Genomic DNA, 21161 nt, shown 5'->3' on the forward strand with positions numbered 1-21161 from the left:
ACCAATATTGTATGAGCATGCCTATTGTCCCGGAAAATGAATCGGAGCGTTTAAATATCCTATATTCTTTTGGACTGATTGCTGTTGGAAAATTGCCGGAACTGGATGTTTTTGCAGAACTGGCATGTCGTATTACGAACTGTCCCTCCTCCATCATTGCTGTTATGGAAAAGGATCAGCAGCGAATCCAAAGCTGCATTGGTCTGGACTTAGAAACGGTAGATCGTAAGAATACGGTCTGCCAATATACGATATTGAGTTCGGAGCCATTGATGATTGAGGATACCTTCTTGGATACCAGGACGGCGCATAATCCGCTCATCATTGCTGGGCAGATCCGGTTTTACGCTGGGGTACCATTATTGGACGAACGTGGACATGCTTTAGGTACACTATGTGTAATCGATTATCATCCCAAAACATTAAGCCAGCAACAGTTAAAAGAACTGGAAGACTTAGCAAAAGCCGTTTTGGCCGTACTATTGGCCAAGCGGAAATTAAATCAAGCGGGTTATTTCAAGGATATCCTTTCCGTGACACAGAACATGATCTGTGTTTTGAATGAGGATTTTACCGTAAAGGAAGTAAATCCAGCCTTTGCAGAACTGATGCAAATACCTATCCGTGAATTCGACGGTCTTAATTTTTTAGAGGTACTGAAAGTTAAGGATAGGAAGGTGGTCTCGAAAATCAAGTCTGTATCCAGTTCAGATCTGGAGGTTATGGTGCAAACGCAAACACAGCTTAGGGAAGACGAGTCGGTAACGATTGATTGGCACCTGAGGCATGGTCAAGAGAATAAGGAGATTTTTGCATTTGGCAGGAACATGACCAGAGAGAATTCAGAACGTGCAAAATTGGAAGTTTCCGAAAGGAGATTTAGGAATTTCTTTGAAAATGGAATCGGGCTGACGAGCATGCACGATATCCATGGGAATATATTGGAGGTCAATGAAAAGGGCAGACAGGTTCTTGGATATTCCTTGGAAGAAATCCCAGGTTTGAACTTAAGGGATTTAGTACCGAATGAAAATAAATCGCTTGTTCAACCTTATTTGGATAGGATCCTGAAAAATGGAGAGGATTCTGGCATGATGGTCCTGAAAAAAAGGAATGGAGAATGGATCTATTGGTTGTACAACAATATGGTCGAAAAAGACCAGAACGGCAAGCAATATGTCGTGAGCTCCGCCTTGAATTTAACCGATCGGATCAAGTTAGAGAAGGACTTAGAACATACCAAACAGATGCTTGAGCAAACCAATATTGTTGCCCAAGTAGGTGGTTGGGAAGTTGATGTTAAAAAGAATGAAATCTATTGGTCTGATTCAACACGATTGATCCATGGTGTTTCTGAGGATTTTCAGCCCAATATGGAGAATGTGTTTTCATTTTTCGATCCGGAAGAAAGAACGATCATTGAGCATAGATTTAACAGGGCCATCGAAACTGGGCAGCCCTATGATTTTGAAATACAATTAAGAAAGCCGAATTCAGAACAGATCTGGGTCCGTATTAAAGGCAACCCTGAATATATCGAAGGGCGATGTGAAAGGGTTTTTGGGATTATTCAAGATATTGACCAGAGCAAGAGGCTGTATTTAGACATTGAGTTAAAAGAAGCCATGCTTCAAACCTTTGTCAAGCACGTTCCAGCTGCAGTAGCCATGTTTGATACTGATCTCAATTATTTGGCGCTCAGTCAACAATGGATTGAAGAATTCCATCAAGGGAAGAATTCAGACGGCAAAAGGAATCTTTTTGAACTTTTTCCAAATGTTCCCGAAAGTCGCAAGCAGATCTATCAACGAGCCTTAGAAGGAATACCCTATAAAAATGTAGATGAGGTTGTTCAAGTTGAAGGCGCTGCAGAAAATCAACATTATAATTGGGAAGTGAGGCCTTGGCGTATTTCGGACAATAATATTGGTGGGATAATCATATTCTCCCAAAATATAACGGAACAAGTCGAGAAAAATGAGGAACTAAGGAAAGCGAAACAGCTTGCGGACCTAGCCAGTAAAGCTAAATCCGAATTCTTGGCGAATATGAGCCATGAGATCAGGACACCATTAAATGGTGTAATAGGCTTTTCCGATCTATTGCTGAAAACACCGCTAAACGATCTACAGAAGCAATATTTAAAATATGTAAATGAATCTGGGACAAACCTCCTAGCGATCATTAATGATATCTTGGATTTTTCAAAAATAGAATCAGGAAAGCTTGAATTCTACATTGATCAATACAACCTATATGAATTAGTAAACCAGGTCATCCACGTGATTCTCTATCAAGCCCAAAACAAGAATATTGAGCTATTATTGAATATTGAGCAGGGTTTGCCGACCATGATTCATGTAGATGAATCCAGGATTAAACAGGTTCTGATCAATCTTTTGGGGAATGCGGTAAAATTTACGGAACAAGGAGAGATTGAATTGCGGGTGGAGGAAACCTTCAGGAATGAGGAGAAGGTCGGATTGCGATTTACGGTTCGAGACACCGGAATAGGGATTCCTGATGAAAAGCAGCAGCGCATATTTGATGCTTTTATCCAGGAAGACAGTTCTGTGAGCAAACGTTTTGGAGGAACGGGCTTAGGTCTGACCATTTCCAACAATATCCTAAATTATATGGGCAGCAATCTATCCTTAAGGAGTGCAGTAGGGGTAGGTTCGGAATTCTTTTTTGAAATAGAAGTTCCTTATGAGAACCCTATTGAGGCTGAACATAATTTGGCAGTCGATTCTGCCCTGATTGTGGATGATAATGGCAGCAATAGAATGATTTTGGAGCACATGTTGGCCTATAAAGGAGTGGAAACCGAAACTGCTGAAAATGGCTTTGAGGCCCTACAGCTTTTGTCCATTGGGAAGCGATTTGATGTAATTTTGATGGATTATAGGATGCCAATCCTAAATGGTTTAGAAACTCTTTCAAAAATCAAGGAATTATATCGTCAGAACGAGGAGGAGTTACCGATCATGATCTTGCATACCTCTTCAGATGATGAAGAGCATATTGGACACTTCCGTCAAGAATCCAACTCACATATATTAACCAAGCCTATTATTTCAGAAGACTTGTATAGGATCTTGAGGAAAGATACTGAGGCTAATAAATCACTTCCAGTGGAGCAGGAAATGGAGTTCGCTGCAGAAGAAAAGATATCCACAAAGTCATATCAGGTTCTTCTTGCAGATGATAATCCGGTGAACATGGCCTTGAATAATCGACTTATAGAAAATTTACTTCCTAATTGTAGTACGGTCTGTGTTGAGAATGGCCAATTGGCAGTAGACTCCTGTGAAAACCAGGATTTCGATCTGATCTTAATGGATATTCAGATGCCGGTGATGGATGGGCTTGAAGCGACAAAAAGGATCCGAGAGATTGAAAGTTATAAGCATGTGCCCATCATTGGAATTACTGCCGGTAATGTTGTTGGGGAAAGAGAAAGGTGCTTACAGGTAGGTGTGAATGATTTTTTGACCAAGCCCATTAAAGTTGAGACTTTTAAAGAAGTGCTGTACAATTGCCTACTAAAGGCTTCAGATAAAAGTTTATCCAACATCAATGAGGTCAAGCATATAGATTTTGATGTTATTGAAGAAGCGACCGATTCTGATCCGGTATTTAAACAACAGTTTTATGGATTGATCCTTCAAGAACTGCAGATGCAGGAATTGGATATCAAGCAATTGATCCAGGATCGAGATGAAAATCTATTAGGACGAGTCTTACATAAATTGAAAGGTACATCAGGAAGTGCAGGCTTGACGGAATTGAATCTTATGTTGATTGAATTGGACAGTCAATTTTCGAAGGGGATTGAAGTGTGGGAACATTTGCCTAAGGTATTACATGAAATTGAAATATTACAGAAATTATTAATTGATATAAAGGAGTAAAGAAATGGTTGTGTTATTAGCTGAAGACGATGAATTAATCCTCAAAACTATCGAACATAAACTAAAAAAAGAGGGTTACCAGGTGATCTTAACGAGGAATGGAATGGAGGCCATCGATTTGTTGAATAAAGAAGAAATCGATCTTATCATCAGCGATATCATGATGCCTTTTGCATCGGGTATCGAAATCCTTTCGGAGTTAAAGAGTCTAGAAAAGAGGATACCAATTATCATGTTATCCAGTATGGGGCAAGAAGATACCGTGCTTGAAGCATTTGACTTGGGAGCTTCTGATTTTATGGTTAAACCATTCAGTCCCAATGAACTGATTATTAGAGTAAATAGACTGCTGCGATAGCCTATGGAGAAAATGTTTACCCTTCATGAGTTGACATTAGGAATATTGACCATTCTGATATTGGTTTTCCTTTTTACGCTTGGATTGTTGATCTACAGTTTCCGAGCCTATAAATTGGAAATCAATAGGAAGTATTGGAAGAATATGTTGAACGAATACTTGATGCAAGTCCTCGTAGAAGGGAACCAAACCGATCTGTATATCGACCCTAATCTGTCGGAATTACTGAAGCATGAGAATTTCAGGAGGTTTTTCTTGGGGCAACTCATTGAAGCTGACCGTAAGTTTTCAGGAGTGGCTGCTACGGTCCTACAGCGGGTCTTTAATTCCTATCAATTAGATAAAGAGTCCTATAGTTTACTTAGAAGCTATAAGGGGCATTTAATTGCTCGAGGCATACAGGCCTTGACTATCATGGATGTGCATTTGGCCTTACCTGAAATTGAATCCAAACTGAATCATCGGAAAAAGAATGTGGTCAATGAGGTACAATATGCCATGGTACATTTCAATGGTTTTGAGGGCTTATCCTTTTTAGACACGCTAGAAGGAATTCTGTCGGATTGGCAACAGCTGCGGATTTTGAACAATATTAAATCTTTACCCAAAAATGCCACTGAAAAGATCAGTAAATGGCTGGAGTCCAATAATCCATCGGTTTTGCATTTTGCATTAAAGTTGGTGCGGAAATTTCAAATTTTTGAGTTGCATGATCAGGTAGTGGCGCTTTTGGCGGATGACCAGGATGTGATTTTGAAGGATGCCATCAAAACACTTTTTAGTTTGGATGCTCAGGATACATCCAGTCTATTGGCCATTTATTATCCTAAAATGAAGGAAGACCTTCAACTTGAGATCCTAAAGGGATTTGGGCAGACTAGGGCTTTTGATCAATTAGAATTTTTAAGATCGCACTTAATAGACAATCCTTCCAATAGGATTAAGGTTTCGGCTGCCGAAGCTTTAGCGAATCTTGGGGAATTTAAATATTTAATAGACTTAAGTAATAAGTTGGCTCCTGAGGATCCAACTTTAATGGTTTTGAATCACGCTCTGCAGAAAAAATCCTAATTATGGCTGAGATTATTTATGTAATCATAGTTTGGTTATTTTTACTTTATTCCATTGGAATTTTTAGTGTTTATACCTGGATTGCTCTATTTTCCTATGGTGCTGTCCTGCGTTATAAGCATGGTAATATCTTTACGGATTATTCCATTATAGCCTCCAATCCGAATGCGCCAAGTTTCAGTTTGATTGCACCCGCCTATAACGAAGGAATGACGGTGGTGGAGAATGTCCGCTCACTGCTTTCCATATATTACCATAAATTGGAGATTATCATCGTCAATGATGGTTCTAAGGATGATTCAATGGAAAGATTGATCGAGGCCTATCAATTAGAAAAAGTTTCTTATATCATTCCTGGGAATATAGCAACCAAAGAAGTAAAGCAGGTTTACAAAAGTAAGAACCCTGCTTTTAAGAAATTGATTGTAGTGGATAAGGTGAATGGGGGGAAGGCCGATGCATTGAATGTTGGGATCAATATTTCTAAGGCTGACTATATTGTCTGCATCGATGTGGACTGTATCATAGAGCAAGATGCCATTTTGAGATTGGCGAAGCCTTTTATGGAGCAGACAGACAAGCGCTTGATTGCATGTGGTGGGACCATCCGTTTAGCAAGTAACTGTAAGATAGAGAAGGGTAAGGTTGTTGAAGTTAATTTACCAAAAAGCTGGTTAGGCCGGAGTCAGGCATTGGAATATATCCGGGCGTTTGTATTGGGACGTATGGCCTGGTCAAGAGCCAGTGGGTTAATCTTGATTTCAGGTGCATTTGGTGCTTTTGACAAGGAGATTGTGCTGGCCTGTGGTGGATATGATCCAAAGACGGTGGGTGAGGATATGGAGTTGGTGGTGAGAATGCGTAGGTATATGAAAGAGCATAAATTGCCTCATCAGGTTATTACCATTCCAGACCCTTTATGTTGGACCGAAGTTCCCGAGGATAAGTCTGTGTTAAAGAAACAAAGGAATCGTTGGATGCGTGGAACGATGGAGACCCTGTGGAAACATAGGAAAATGATGTTCAATCCGAAGTACGGCAAGATGGGAATGCTCAGTTTGCCATATTGGTTTTTCTTTGAGTTTCTTGGACCCTTGGTTGAGTTTTCGGGGTATGTTATTTTCTGGATATTCTTATTTATGGGCGTCTTGAACTGGACTTTCTTCTTTGTCCTATTTGCCTTAGTCTTATTTTCTAGTATACTCTATTCCGTATATGCGATTTCGGTTGACTTAGTGAGTTACCAAGTTTATACCAAGCGGAAGGATTTGACCAAGTTGATCCTGACGGCCATAATAGAACCTTTTTATTTTCATCCCATAGTCACGATGGCAGGTATCAGGGGGATGATTGATTATTTCAAGAAAGGGCATACTTGGGGTGAAATGACAAGACAAGGCTTCTCGGATCAAGTTCATGAAACTTTCAAGGAAAAGGTTGTCCGTATTATTAAGTCCTTGTTCCGGGAGTTTAGCTCGGTCGCAAGTTTATTTATGATCCTAATTTCGATTTTTAGCATATTGGAATACTTTATCTATAGTCATAATATCCAGCAATTCAATGGCATGAGTTCGTTTTTTGTCTTGTTGCTGAATAACGTATTGATAGGGTTTGTGATTCTGGTGCTCTTTTTCGTGATCTACGCAGTCTTGGCAATCTTTAATCGTCAGTTTTCCAGAGTTGCCCTTCATGTTTTGGCGAGTTTAATATTGATCTCTCAACTGGTATTGGCCTTTTATTTTGCAGAATCGAGAAATTTATTGGGGACCGACCTGTTTTTTTATTCTGCGGATGAGCTGAAGAATATACTGCTTGCCAGTGGGGTATTGAATTGGGTTAATATTTTGATTTTAATAGTCGGTTTAGTTGGATTATATTTTGTGTTCCATAAAACGAGTAACCGATTTAAAGGCTCAGGGAAATTGTCGGCAGTTTTTCTTGGCTTGGCGATTTTAGCTTTTGGATATCTTTCCATGGGTGGAGATGTGAAAAGCGCCACAAAAAATGAGTTTTTGGAAACTGCAGAGAAAAGCAAGCTTGGGTTTTTCATGGAGAGCAATGCCAAGATGCTCATGGAAGATATTGAAGAAGGATTAGGCTTGAATACATCATCTGCTAGTTATGCTCAAGTTTCTGGGGACTTTCCATTTATGCGAGAAGATCAAACCCTAGACCTGCTCGGACCATTTTTCGACAAGAGTGATTCTGTTCCTAATCTTGTGTTAATTATCGTAGAGGGATTGGGCAATGCTTATAGTAATCCTACTGGATATATCGGTGATTTTACGCCATTCTTGAACTCCTTAAAGGATAGCTCTTTGGTATGGGAAAATAATCTAAGCACATCGGGAAGAACTTTCTCTGTGCTTCCGACGATTTTAGGTTCCCTGCCATTTGGAAATTCGGGCTTCCTAGAATTAAAGGATTATCCGGAACATTTTAACCTGATCAATATCTTGAAGAAAAATGGCTTCTCCACAGCATTTTTCTACGGTGGAGATGCTGAGTTTGACTATATGAGCAAATACCTGAAGGCAAACGCTATTGATGAGTTAGTCGATGTCAGCTCCTTTCCGGAGGGGTATAAAAAACTGCCGAGCAGCAATGGGGAAAGTTGGGGTTATGAAGATCAGGCGGTATTAGAACAATTAAGATTGGCAAATCAGGAGAATAATGCTCCGCATTTCCATATTGCCCTGACTTTATCGACCCATAACCCATTCCTGATCAATAATGAGGCAAAGTTTGCTTCCATGTTTGATCAAAGGCTGAAGACGATTAAGGTGAACAGTATACAAAAGAATTTTGCTTTGGAAAATAGGAAGCAATTGATTTCGGTGCTGAATGCGGACGAGGCTTTAAGGGATTTCTTCCGTTCCTACCAGCAGCGAAGTGATTACAAGAATACGATCTTTATTATCACCGGAGACCATAGTATGCCAGAGATACCTCTGCAAAGTAAGATAGATCGCTATCATGTTCCTTTGATTGTGTACTCTCCTTTATTGAAAACTAAACGTAAATTTCAGAATGTGGTCAGTCATTTTGACCTTGCTCCAAGCATTTTGGCATTTTACAAAAATAATTATCAGTTGGAGGTTCCAGGTCAGGTTGCTTGGGTAGGACAGGGATTGGATATCGGAGCTAACAAGAAAGGGCTCGGGATTCCAATGATGCAAAGTAAATCGCAATTGATTGATTTTGTTTCTGCGGACCTGCATTTGAACTCAGGGACTTTATACAAATTAAATAAAGACCTCAGTGAAGATGGGATAGATAATAAATCGGGTGCCGAGGAGCTGAACCAAAGATTTGATACCTTCAAAAAAATGAACAGGCAATTTACTTCAAAAATGAAGCTATTGCCTGACAGTGCTTTTAGATCTTATTTTAAGAATTAAATTTTAGAACCTTCTTCTATAGCCAACCGTGAAATCAAGTTGATTATCCCTGGTTTTTGGTTTATACTCCACATTATAATAAGTGCCGGAGATATTGAAAATATTTTTGGATTTTACACTGAAGTTGTAGTCTAAACCTGTTTTAAAGGTTTTCAATTTGTACAGATTGTCAAATAGCAAATTTTCTCTGTTTTGGTCAGGACTGATACCTGTTCCAACGATAAAGCCTAGAAAATCATCAGAACCCTTGGTATAATATCTAACTGTTCCGGCATAGGATTGGGAGATATTGTTTTCACTTGGGGTAAGGTAAGTTCTGGCATTGAACCAAAAGTTTTTATAGTATTTACCAATAGATGCGGTATACATCCAAACATTATCGGTGAATTTCAATTGTCTGAAACCGATCTCAGCTTCAAAACTAGCTGGTAAGTTGGCGTATAGAGAGGCTGCGGTCCTGAATTTTGGGAATAAGCCTGTACTATTAGAGAATCCCGTACCAAGGTACATATAGAACATTTTGGAAAGTCGCGGGTAGGCTTCCAGCTCAAATTGAGTTCCATTGCTTCCGAATTTGTTTGCTAGATTCGCCCTGAAAATAAATGATCCGATTGCTGTGCCTCTTTTATAGCTTAAACCTACGATATGCCAGTTGTCTTCAAATTGCTTGTCAAAATACATCCAATTGTAGGTGACACCAACCTCATTGATTCCTACCTGTTCTTTGATGGCAATTTCCAAGGTTCTGGCATCAGCATTTTTTGGGTCAATTTCTAAGATTTCATCTAAAGTTGCTTTTGCCGTTTTAAAATCTTTAGTGCCATTTGCGATTTTGGATTTTAACAAAAGAAGATCCATGGATTTAGGGTCATGGGTCAATCCCTTGTCTACAATTCGGAGAGCTTCTGGATAATTATCTTCCCAGTATTCAAGTGAACCATAAGCGAAATAGAAATCTGGATCCTTCGCTTCTTTAATTTCAAGTTCCTTGAATACGATTCGAGCGGAGTCGATTTTATCCATCCAAGTATATAACCTGCCCAGGAACACGGAGATGTCTGTATAATCTGGACTTTTAGCTAAGGCTGTTTTTGCTAGATTTACTGCAGCGGGATAGTTTTTGTTGTCAAATGCTTCCTTTCGAGCCGCTTGGAACAATTCATCCGAATTCAAATTGCTTTCTTGAGCACATAGCTCTTGTGTTCCAAAACTCAAAACAAAGACTAGAATAGTTAATAGTTGCGTTTTTAAATTCATAAGTAGATTGACTCGATAGAGAACAAAGGTAACCTCTTTAAGTGGATTTATGTCTAAACAAATAGATTTTTGGATAAAAAAATTATCTCAAATTGTGAACATAACAATAAGTTTTGGGGTTTGGTTTGTTTTATTTTTCTTTAGGGTATAAATTAACCATCAAATTAATGATTAAAGGATGAACCTAGAATTGATCATAAAAGGAGCTCTTGTGGGCGGAATGTTTCTGTTAGCCTTTCTGAATTTTAGTAATGCCATCCGGGTAAATCGAAAAGCTAACCTATGGTTTGGCTTTTTTGTGTTACTATGGTCTACATTCTGGTTGGATGAATTGATCTTTCCGGATAATCAATTCACTAATTATTCTGCCTATATTCTGTTTCGTACTGTTCAGTTTTTTGTTCCCTTGAGCTTCCTGATAAGTGTATATTATTATACAAACCCTCAGTATAATTGGAAAGCGAAAGATAGTTTTTTATTTCTATTACCAATAGCTTTTCTGTCCGTCCTTATCCTTGGAAAGGGAAATCCCCAAGGATTTTACAAACCGATATTGATGCTGTTGTTTTTTATTCAAGCCTTGTTGTGTACAGTCTTGGCCTACCTCAAAGTGCGAAAACACCAGAAAGTTATACAGTCGTTTTCTTCGAATACCATGAATATTGATCTGAGATGGATAAAGTATATTATTTATTGCTGCATCATTTCTTCGGTCCTGATTTTAATCTATAACCTATTATTCCCTGAAACTAACCTAAATATCATCATCAATTTATTTTTCATGGGCGTGCTCTATTTAGTTGCATTTTATTCCATGCGTCAGGGTGAAATTTACCCTAAAGGAATAGATGTTGACAAAACATTGGATATTGCTGATGAGGTAGATGGGGACCAATCTGAGCATAAAATTAAATTATTGTCGGATGAAGATTTGATCCATTACAAAGAGGAGTTAAGTCAATTGATGATACAAGAGGAATTGTTTTTAGATAGTGAACTCAATTTATTGAAATTGGCAAATCGCTTAGGGATTACTGTACATCAATTGTCATACATTATTAATTCTGGATTTGGAATGAATTTCTTTCAATATATCAATCGGTTTCGGGTAGATAAAGCGAAAGAACTATTGGTTGATGAGACCATGATACCCTATAACATGATTTCAATTGGCTATGCTTCAGGCTTTAATTCCAAGACAGCCTTTAATACCGTTTTCAAAAATATAACCGGACTGACTCCAACTGAGTTCAGAAACTCTCGAAAATAAGGATATGCCCCAGTTATGTGGTGCCAATTTATAAACTTGAACACGTAAGTGTTAGAATACTAAGGATTTAAGTAGTTAAGCTGATTTGTTGTTCTGATCTATAAGTCAAGACATTTTCAGCTTATTGATCGACTAATTTAGGCCTTGAACATTTTCATTTTAAGGATAAAGAATTAGTTTATGAAGTATTATCAAGAAATCGCTATCTATGCAGATCTAGAATTAATTCAAGAATTGTTGATCCGTTATGATCATATAGAGGTTTGGGAAAGGGGATTTGAGATATTTAAGGAATTGATAGTGGACGATAAGGAAAGCTGTATAATTCATTGGGATATCGAAAAAAACATAGATTATACCTATCGGCTGAAAGAAAATATTTTAGGAACGAAACTGTGCCTAGAAGCGAATGGCTTGGTGGAAGATTTGGATGGATTGGAAATTCAGTTTTATATGCAAAGAGCATTAAAGGGGATAAAAGAAAGAGCAGAGGAAAATTACTTCTTCTGCTCTAATGTTTAGTTCAATTAAATAGAATCTTTATTACGGTTGATAAACCTGGAGGCTAATAAATGATTTCTCGGTATTAGACCTGTAAATTCTTTGAGTATTTTTCTGGTAATCAGATTCTTTGGAATCATTGTATAGATCCATAAACTTACCAGGGTTGATATCAAGCATGGGGAACCATGATCCTTGAACCTGTACCATGATACGATGACCCTTTTTGAAGGTGTGAAAGGCATCCGTCAGATCAAAGTTCAGTTTGGTTGGTTGGTTAGGAACCATAGGTTCAGGGTTCTCTAAACTATTCCTAAACTTAGCACGAATTGGATCACCACGCAATAACATTTGGTATCCACCCATCTTGATTTTTTGAGGATTGTCAGCAGGGTCAGTTGCATCGTTTGGATAAACGTCGATGACCTTGACAATAAAATCTGCATCTGTTCCCGAGGTAGAAGCAACTAAATGTACGCCTATACTTCCAGCAATGGTCAAGTCTTCTTTAAGGGGTTCCGAAACGTAAACCAGTACATCCGGTCTTCTGCTAGCAAACCTCTGGTCCTCAACCATCCAATCATTGCCGAATCTAGTCGTAATTTCTTGGGTAAAAGGCACTGGCTTTTTCGGGTCGTGGGTAAATTCATCAAAGTTATCCCTATCGGTTTTAGCATGTTCAGCTAGCTCGCCGTTAGGATTAAAATACAGGTTTTTTGTCTGTAAATCCTTTGGCGGCCATTGATCGAAATTATGCCATTTGTTGGCACCGGTATTGAAAGCCATTACCTGAGGAAGGTCCATTGATCCCTTTCCTTTCAGGTGATAATTATAGAATTTCAATTCCAGTTCCTGACGGTAATACTCACCGGTATTGCTGTCCCAATAGATGTTGGCAGAGCGGTCTCCTTTTTGCGATGACCAGCTGCCGTGGTACCAAGGGCCTAAAATCAGGCGGTTTGAAGTGTTTTGGCTATGACTCTTGATACCTTGGTACACATAAAATGGTCCACGGATATCCTGCGCATCAAACCATCCGCCCACTGTCATAACTGCCGGTGTGATATTCTTTAAGTGCGGGCGTACGTTTCTGGATTTCCAAAACTCATCGTAAGTTGGGTGGTTTCGGTATTCCTCCCAATGGATGTTTTCCCCTTTGAAAAAGTTTTTGTTCAGATTTGAAAGCGGACCCTGGCGTAGCCAGAAGTCATATCCATCGGGTGTATCATACTGCATGTTTCCAGCAGGGTATTTTTTCAGAGGTACTGGTCTCTTAACACCAAAGTTGTTGATGAAATTGATGTTGTGCGGCATTAGAAAAGCTCCATTATGCACCATGTCGTCACCTTGCCATAGGTCTGCCATTGGTGCTGATGGCATAGCCGCCTTTAATGCAGGGTGGGCATCGATCATACCGGCTACAACATAAAACCCAGGGTAGGAGCCACCGTAAGTACCCACTTTTCCATTATTGTTCTTGATGTTTTTGACAAGCCAATCGATGCTATCGTAAGTATCCATGCTTTCATCCCATTTTTTAGGATCTGATTGATTGGGAGCCATCCAAGTAAATGTTCCTTCAGACATAAATCTTCCACGGACATCTTGACGAACGAAGATATAACCTTCACGAACCAATTCCATGGAAGGTCCAAAGCGACTGCCAGGGTAATTATCTTCACCATAAGGTGCGCAGCTATATGGCGTACGCATCATCAAGAAAGGGTATTTTTCTTTTTTGTCCTTTGGACTGTATACAACAGTAAATAACTTGACGCCGTCGCGCATACTGACCATATACTCCTTCTTGTCATAGTGTTCGCGGAAGTATATGGAATCTTGGTTGATTGCTTGCGCAATAGATTGCGAGCAAAAGATAGCGAGCATGAGAAATAGACTTACTGTCCATTTCGTTAATATTGATCTAGCCATTATTTTAGGTATTTGTCAAACCAAGCTAATAACTCCTTATTGTTGTGAAGCCTATTTTTTGGCTGTGCCATTCCATGGCCTTCATTCGGATAACGAACGAAACGAGTAGGGATACCCACTTTTTTCAGTCCGATGAAGAATTCTTCAGCTTGGGTAATAGGAACATCCATATCGTTTTCTCCATGGACAATTAGGGTAGGGGTTTTCACTTTATTGATATGAGCCATTGGGGAGAAGTGCCATAAAAGGCTGTAATTGTCCCAAGGCATGCCATTAAATTCAGTTTCTATCAGATCCGGATAGATCGATGTTCCGTAGAAAGAAATGAGGTTGCTGACAGAAGCACTGGTTACTGCAGCCTTGAATCGATCTGTTTGAGTAACGACCCAATTGGTCATAAATCCACCGTAAGAACCACCTGTAACTCCCATTCTGTTCTTATCCAAGAAAGGGTATTTTTCAAGGGCATAATCTAATCCTTTCATCAGGTCTAAATAATCTCCACCACCCCAGGCTTGGTAAGTACCATCGGAAAATTTCTGTCCATAGCCCGTGGAACCTCTTGGATTGATAAAGACTACAGCATATCCTTTTCCAGTCAACACTTCCACGATATCGGTATAGCTATAACCGAATGCGCCATGTGGACCACCATGAATACGTTGGATAACTGGGATCTTTGTACCTGCAGGAATGTTAGCTGGATAGGCAATAAATCCTTGGACATTGACGCCATCATGGGATTTGAACCAGAAGCTTTCTTTTTTGGAAAGGTCCTTGTCTTTTAACCAATTGCTAGATTCGTTAGTCAATTGTGTAATAGTTTTACCTTCATTATCAGATATATATACTTCATTTGCTGAATTGAAATCTGACATGGTAAAGGAGATTCTCTTGTTGGAAACATTGACAGCTCCAACACTAGCTTCTTTATCGATTATCGGTGTGAATGTTTTACCGTCTATGTTTCCTTTGTACAAGACACGTTTTCCATGTCTTGGGAATCCAAAGTAAAAGTTCTTGCTATCATCCATCCATTCACCTCCACTCAGTCGTTCATCCAAATCAGTGGATAGGCAAGTAACCTCCCCATTTGCGACCTGATATAGGTAAAGCTTAAGGTCTTCTGGGGAACTGTCTTTGGTGTTTAAGGGGCGGATCGTAGCTGGATAGAGGATGTATTTTCCATCTGGGCTCCAATTTGGGTTATGTTCAGTACCAATGGTATTGGTAATCTGTTTCACATTGGAATTGGAAATGTCGACTATGAACAGGTCGTTGTTGTAATTATTATCTGGATCATCGGTATGGTTTGAGACGTAGGCAATTCTTTTAGAATCTGGTGCCCAAGTTAAAGAATGGCTATCAAACTTATCATCCGTCAATACCTTTACGGTTCCTGTTGCTACATCCACCAAGTGGATTTTTGTTAGTACATTATCGGAGAAAGAAGTCCTGGATTTATAAAGGATCCTTTCGATTACTTTAGGAGATGCAGGGTCGATTTTGACTTGAGCCTTTTCAGCGTCTGCCCCCACGTATGCGATGTACTTTCCATCAGGGCTCCATGCGTAATTCTTCTTTGCAGAGTGGCCCAGGAAATGGTTGCTGGAATACACGGGGGCAACAAATTTTGGACTGTTGTCACTGTTGGTAATATAGAATATTCCGGATTGTCCATTGATATTACCTCGGAAGGCCAGTTTACTGCCATCAGGAGACCATTGTGGGTCGCTGACCTGAGTCGCTACAGTTTCTTTTTTTCCTGATTTTATGTCGAGGATAATTAATTCCGATTGTACTTTATTGGCTTCCAAATTGGTTTTCGCTTGTACGTAAGCTAATTTTTCACCATTTGGAGATAATGCTTGCCCAGCAATGGAAGGCATAGAGAAACTAGTCTCTTCCGTTATTTTTTGTTGGGCTTGAAGGGAGCTGCCCATGTATACAGCTCCCATCAATAATAGATATTTTAACTTCATATAATTTATCTTTTTTGATGTTATTTATTTTTATAAAGGTCCCAGTTCACTTCTGCTTGTGGTAGTGGGAATTGGGTAAATACCTTTCCTTTATCATAAGTCGCATCAATTGCTTCACTCATATTGGCATATAATAGACCTGGTCCAGTATAGCGTCTTACGTCTACCCAGCGGTGGCCAGCAGGTTCAGCCCAAAGGGAATACCTACGTTGGTATAGGATTTCCTTAAGCAGGCTGTTTTTGTCGGTAGGGCCGGTGTATTTGCCAATGTTAGCTGCCTCGCGGATAATATCGATACTGGCAATGGCATTGGTAGTTTGTCCTAATTGGGCTTGAGCTTCAGCTTTGATCAAGATCAATTCTTCGTTTTTGATAAAAGTTACCGGCAAAGTATTGGTTGGATAGCGGTTGTCTTGGTATTCACCTGTCAATGCCACGGTGGAAGTCGTAACTACGAAAGGAGTAGTTAGTTTAAAGAACTTCTTGGCAACACGGCTGTCTCCGGGAGTAGCATCGGCGATCAGTCCAGGATTTACAACTCTAAGGTTTCCTGGGTTAGGGATATTTAAGGCCATGAACAAAGGATTGTTCAGGTCAGCACCGCTACTGAAAGTATGCTTAGGCCCTTCTTCTAGATTTCCGTTTTCAGCGATGAAAGAACCTGATAGTGCATCCAATGCACCCTGCCAATCTTTGCGATAGATTGCTAGTCGTGCAGAAATGGCGCGGTTGACCTTGGCTAAGCCCGCAGGGTTGTTGTAGCCCGAAAATCCAGTGCTTAATTTAAAAGGAAGAGTAGTGCCTGCCTTCTTTAGATCTTCGAAACCTGCATCCAGTTGTCCTTTAACGTAGGTTAAGGCTTCATCATAGGAAACAAAAGGGCCAGGGTTCAATTCATCTTTAACATCCACGCGGATACCATTTTGGTAAAGCCAGTTGGCAGGGATCATGTATTGGTAGCCCATAATGGTTTTTGCAAAACCTGAAACAGCAGCTTTTTCTGTTTCATTCATTTTGTCGGTATTGGCCAAGGCATCCAAAATCAGGTTTGCCTGATTGATGGCTCCGTAAGGAGAGGCATAAGAACCACCACCGGTTGTTCCATAGCCGAAGACATTGGAGTTTAGGGTGTAGTCGTTAAGGCCTAACCATTCGGTCATGTTGCGGGTATCCGATGAGTTCAATAACCAGATTTCACGACCTAAGCTGGCCCAGCCATTCGTTACGTTGGAAACATAATCGCGGTGTCTGGATTCTAAGCCCGTTACCAAATATTGGATCTGTTGTGGAGTTGCATTGTTGTTGACCGAAGCAACCGATGGGTTGTTTGGATCTATCATGGACTCAATGTCAAATGGGTTGCAAGAAGCAAGCAGACAAACTGACGAGAGCATGAATATCGTATTTTTTAAAGTTGTCGTTTTCATGATAATAAGGTTAAAAATCTAGGCTAAGGTTTAAGAAAAATCTGCGTGCACTTGGGTATGGACCAACATCGATATTGTTGGCAAGGCCATTTCCAAATGTTGAAGTTTCAGGATCATAACCCGAATATTTGCTTATCATTACTAGGTTGTTGCCCGAGATACCTGCTCTAAAGCGTTGTACTTTGTTTTTGAACAATCTTTGGGTAACCTCAGTTGGCATGCTATAGTATAAACCAACCTCTCTTAATTTGATGTAAGAAGCATCTTCTACGAATCGACCGGCATTGTTGAATGGTTCTGGTTCTCTTTGTTTACCATTTGGGATACCATCACCGTTTCTATCACCGAACCAATCTTTTGAGTTACCGCCTTCATCCAAGTTTAGGTTAGTTAAGTTGACATTGTAGCCACCTTTTTTCCAATCAAACAAGAAAGAGAAGTCAAAGTTTTTGTAGATGGTCAAGTTGTTGCTGAAACTCATGTTGAATTTCGGTTGGGAGTTGCCCCAAACCGTGTATTCACCTGGGTTGATCTGTGGAGTTCCTACGATAGTTCCTAGCTTTTCGCCTTCTTTCATCAGGAATGTTCCGTAACTAACGCCGAATCCACCAGTGGTATAGGTAGGGATTCCCAGTTTACTAATGGTAATATCGTTTTTCCAGAACATCAATCTACTGTTCCATTTAAAGTTTTCCCTTTCGAATGGAGTACCGGACAGGCTTAACTCGATACCTTTGTTGCTCAGTTCAGCAAGGTTGCTGGAAGTTGAAGTAAATCCCGATGAAGGTGAAAGGTTCAATGGCTGGATGTTGTTTGCGGTATTTTTGATATAATAGGTCGCTTCCAAGGAAAGTCTATTTTTCAAAATTCCGACATCCACACCGAATTCCAATTCTTTAGCGGTTTCAGGAAGGATGTTCACATTTCCTACAATGGTAGAAAGGGATGAACCCAATAAACCGCCAATGTTCACACCAACCAAAGAGGAATAGGTTGCCCCAAAAGCTACTGGACCAGCAGTCTCACCGTAGGCAATCCTTGGTTTCAATTGAGAAATGAAGTGGTCTCTTAGGAAGTCGAAACTTGTTAAGTTCATCGCTAAGGATGCCTTAGGGAATGCAAATAATTTATTTGGATTGCCATTTAAAGAGGACTTATCAAAACGGACACCAAGGGTACCTATGATCTTATCTTCAAAGTTTGCTTCCTGTTGTAAGAAGATACCAGCTTCCTGAGTTCTCATAAAGAACTGGTTGAAGATAGTCTGAACAGCAGCTTGTTTAACATTTTTCTGAAGCGGCGCCAAACCTTGACCTCTTACAAATAGCAAGTCATCTTTGAAATCCAATCTCACCATACCTACCTGGGAGTTCATGTTCACACGTTTCAGGTTGAAGTTGTAAACCAAGGCAGCCTGTAAGTTTGTATTGAAACTCTCTTGCTTGCCGTTCATGATATCACCAGGATTGGCAATACTACGTTGGTATTGTAAATCTTCTGGCAGGTGGATGTTTGTTGTATTCTGTAAATAGTCTAGACCACCATTCAACACGAATTTCATATAACTGCTTTCCCCTTTGAATAGATCTATGCCTAAGTTGAAAGAACTGATTGACCTGTTTACCAAAGAGTTGTTGGTTGATTTATCCGTTAGGGCAATAGGGTTTTCAGTAAAGTATGGGTTGTCAGGGTAAGTACCATCAGGACGTTGTCTCAGGTCGTAGTAATTTGGCGTTGCAGCGATGGCATAGCCAATACTTGCTCCGGTCCTGTTTTGGTTTCCTGTAAATCCGCGATCGGTATTGGAGCGGATATAGCTAGAATTTACAGACAATTGGATGGCATTTGTGATCTTTTGGTCGATGTTTGCACGCACGGTATACCTTTGGAATCCTGTGTTTTTAATCAATCCGTTTTCATCATTGATACCACCGGCAACAAAGAATTTAGTTTTTTCTGTACCGCCGGAAACATTTAAACGCGTGTTGCTTGAAAAGCGCTGATGATCATAGAAGTAATCTTCATAGTTCACAAAGCTATTGTTTGCTTTAGCTTCACGGAATCTTTCCAGTTCAAGGTTTCTACGGTTTGTTTGGCTTTGGGTGGTACCACCATAGAAATAATTGATTTTTTCTTCGGACCAATCATCATAGCCCAGAAGCTTAAGAGGAGTTGTTAGACCAAAGTCCTCCGAGATCGATACTTTCGTACGGCCTTCTTTACCTTTTTTGGTGGTAATAATTATTACCCCAGCATTGGCTCGGGTTCCGTAAATCGCAGCGGCAGAAGGACCTTTAAGGATTTCGATATTTTCGATTTCATCAGGGTTAATGTCGGCAAGGCGGTTTGAACCATCATCTTGCGTTGAGTTTCCTGCGCCATTTACAGTTGCTCTACCGGTTGATTGGGTAGAGTTGTTCACATAGACCCCATCTAAGATGATCAAAGGTTGAGAGGCACCAACAAGGCTTGAAAGCCCTCTTAACTGTATGGACATACCACCACCTGGAGCTCCAGAGTTAGAACGGATGTTTGCACCCGTTACTTTACCGTACAGAGCTGCATCGGTCGTTTGAGGTTTAGTCACACCAGTCAGTTCAGCGGCATTCACCGAACTAACAGCATTTGCTAAGTTTTTTCTTTTGATAGAGGAAGCCAAACCGGTAACAACGACCTCATTCAAGGTATTGTTCATGTTTTCCTGCATCTTGATGACAAGGTTGTTGCTTGCAGCGGAGACCTGGACTTCTTGATCTTCAAATCCTACCATTGTAAAGAGGATGGTAGCGGGAAGTTTTGGGGCATTGATGGAGAAATTTCCATTGTTGTCAGAGACACCACCAATTCGGGTGTCTTTAATCCTTACACTGACATTCGAGAGTGCTGAACCTGAAAGTTCATCAACCACCTTTCCTGAGATGGTTGTCTGGGCATAAGTCAATTGAACAAGACTAAGCCAAAAGAAAAGCACATAGAGCAGCTTATGTTTCTTCATAAGATTGATTAATTAGGGTTAGTTTTTAGGTTAAAAAAGTAATAATTACTAGAAAATTTTCTAGAAAAAGGCTACGGCTAAATTCGGTTTGTTAAGGTCTCAGGCGGTAAAACTAATTTAATTGGAACAGCTTTACAATTTAGAATTATTGTTGTCACTACTTTGTTACCAATGCCTGAATTGTTATCAATGTTTTTACAGAAAACGAAATTAATTGGCAAATAATTAAAGATTCAACAATTTTATTTAAAAGTCCATAAAGAATGTAGACTTTGTAAAATATGACAATCCTTGTTCCAAAGTGAATAAATTGGTCTGATCGTCTGATTTTCCTTGTTGAAATTTGATGATAAAATCATCAAATCTTTCTTAGTTCAAAAATAAATTTTTAGGCAAACACTTTTTTATAATTTCGCTATTGATAATTGGTAGTTAATTTTCTGCATAAGAGCTTGTTAGGTATTTTTGTGCTATCTATGAAATAAACAATAAATGGTAAAGAATCTGAACAGGATCAATAAGTATTAGGATAAGATTACAGAAAAGGGTCTGAGGATTCCTAATCACCTTATTTTGAACAGATTTAAATTATTGAACCCAACAATTATTAAAAACAATGTTTCTTAAATTTGATTTAATGAAAAAGCAGTTCGCCATATTGTTTCTATTTCTATACGTTTTTTCGACAACGGAATTAAGTCAATTGTTGAAATTACCTATTCTAATAGAGCATTATTTTGAACATAAAGAAAAAAGCTATGATCTCAGCTTTTCTGATTTCTTAGTATTGCATTACAACGAAGACCATTTCAAAGGTCACGCTCATGACGAAGATTATGATCAGGATAAAAGGCTTCCTTTTATGCTTCATAGTTCAACCTTAAGTTTTGTATTTATTTCACCAACAAGTATAAATCTTGAAGTAATAGACAAGGCTTATATCGAGAAGGAAAAGACCTTTCCTTTTGAAAATGAATTTTTAATAAATCACATTTACCTCTCGTCCATTTGGCAGCCGCCAAAGGCTTGTTAATCTTTCCGCCTAATATCGGT

General features: G+C 39.5%; 12 protein-coding genes. 7 read left to right on the forward strand and 5 right to left on the reverse strand.

Features of this window, described 5'->3' with window-relative positions; genetic code table 11:
• Positions 1 to 11: 11 nt before the first annotated feature.
• Genes ACWICE_RS04765 through ACWICE_RS04780 form a run of 4 tightly spaced genes read left to right on the forward strand, consistent with a single transcriptional unit; the run spans position 12 to position 8744 of the window.
• On the forward strand, positions 12 to 3914 hold the full coding sequence (locus ACWICE_RS04765) for a response regulator (RefSeq protein ID WP_454297761.1): 3903 nt from the start codon (positions 12 to 14) through the stop codon (positions 3912 to 3914).
• 4 nt (positions 3915 to 3918) lie between these two features.
• The gene (locus tag ACWICE_RS04770; protein WP_185211717.1) at positions 3919 to 4272 is read left to right on the forward strand and encodes a response regulator transcription factor; all 354 of its coding nucleotides are present in this window, start codon (positions 3919 to 3921) and stop codon (positions 4270 to 4272) included.
• Positions 4273 to 4275: 3 nt separating this feature from the next.
• Positions 4276 to 5343, forward strand: coding sequence for a hypothetical protein (locus tag ACWICE_RS04775; protein WP_454297762.1), 1068 nt, complete (start codon positions 4276 to 4278; stop codon positions 5341 to 5343).
• Positions 5344 to 5345: 2 nt separating this feature from the next.
• Positions 5346 to 8744: a sulfatase-like hydrolase/transferase gene (locus ACWICE_RS04780; protein ID WP_454297763.1), complete on the forward strand. Its 3399-nt coding sequence runs from the start codon at positions 5346 to 5348 to the stop codon at positions 8742 to 8744.
• A gap of 3 nt (positions 8745 to 8747) precedes the next feature.
• Here the strand turns inward: ACWICE_RS04780 and ACWICE_RS04785 are convergent, their stop codons facing one another.
• Positions 8748 to 10001, reverse strand: coding sequence for a YaiO family outer membrane beta-barrel protein (locus tag ACWICE_RS04785; RefSeq protein WP_454291709.1), 1254 nt, complete (start codon positions 9999 to 10001; stop codon positions 8748 to 8750).
• Positions 10002 to 10179: 178 nt separating this feature from the next.
• Between ACWICE_RS04785 and ACWICE_RS04790 the strand changes: the two genes are divergently transcribed.
• Complete coding sequence (locus ACWICE_RS04790; protein ID WP_454297764.1) at positions 10180 to 11271, forward strand: helix-turn-helix domain-containing protein; 1092 nt, start codon at positions 10180 to 10182, stop codon at positions 11269 to 11271.
• 180 nt (positions 11272 to 11451) lie between these two features.
• Positions 11452 to 11793, forward strand: a complete 342-nt coding sequence (locus tag ACWICE_RS04795) for a hypothetical protein (RefSeq protein WP_454297765.1) — start codon at positions 11452 to 11454, stop codon at positions 11791 to 11793.
• A 21-nt stretch (positions 11794 to 11814) separates the two neighbouring features.
• Here ACWICE_RS04795 and ACWICE_RS04800 read toward each other — a convergent pair whose 3' ends face one another.
• From ACWICE_RS04800 to ACWICE_RS04815, 4 genes are read right to left on the reverse strand one after another with little or no spacing between them, the layout of a single operon-like run.
• Positions 11815 to 13704, reverse strand: a complete 1890-nt coding sequence (locus tag ACWICE_RS04800; RefSeq protein ID WP_454297766.1) for a CocE/NonD family hydrolase — start codon at positions 13702 to 13704, stop codon at positions 11815 to 11817.
• Positions 13704 to 15686, reverse strand: coding sequence for a prolyl oligopeptidase family serine peptidase (locus ACWICE_RS04805; RefSeq protein ID WP_454297767.1), 1983 nt, complete (start codon positions 15684 to 15686; stop codon positions 13704 to 13706). Before ACWICE_RS04805 ends, ACWICE_RS04800 begins: the two co-directional genes overlap by 1 nt.
• A 20-nt stretch (positions 15687 to 15706) precedes the next feature.
• A complete protein-coding gene (locus tag ACWICE_RS04810; RefSeq protein WP_454297768.1) occupies positions 15707 to 17113 on the reverse strand; it encodes a RagB/SusD family nutrient uptake outer membrane protein in 1407 nt (468 codons plus the stop codon).
• A gap of 10 nt (positions 17114 to 17123) precedes the next feature.
• Complete coding sequence (locus tag ACWICE_RS04815; RefSeq protein ID WP_185211726.1) at positions 17124 to 20108, reverse strand: SusC/RagA family TonB-linked outer membrane protein; 2985 nt, start codon at positions 20106 to 20108, stop codon at positions 17124 to 17126.
• A 637-nt stretch (positions 20109 to 20745) separates the two neighbouring features.
• Here ACWICE_RS04815 and ACWICE_RS04820 point away from each other — a divergent pair.
• Positions 20746 to 21141, forward strand: coding sequence for a hypothetical protein (locus tag ACWICE_RS04820; RefSeq protein ID WP_313258389.1), 396 nt, complete (start codon positions 20746 to 20748; stop codon positions 21139 to 21141).
• Positions 21142 to 21161: the final 20 nt, after the last annotated feature.

This window comes from Sphingobacterium sp. NPDC055346 (assembly GCF_053645235.1).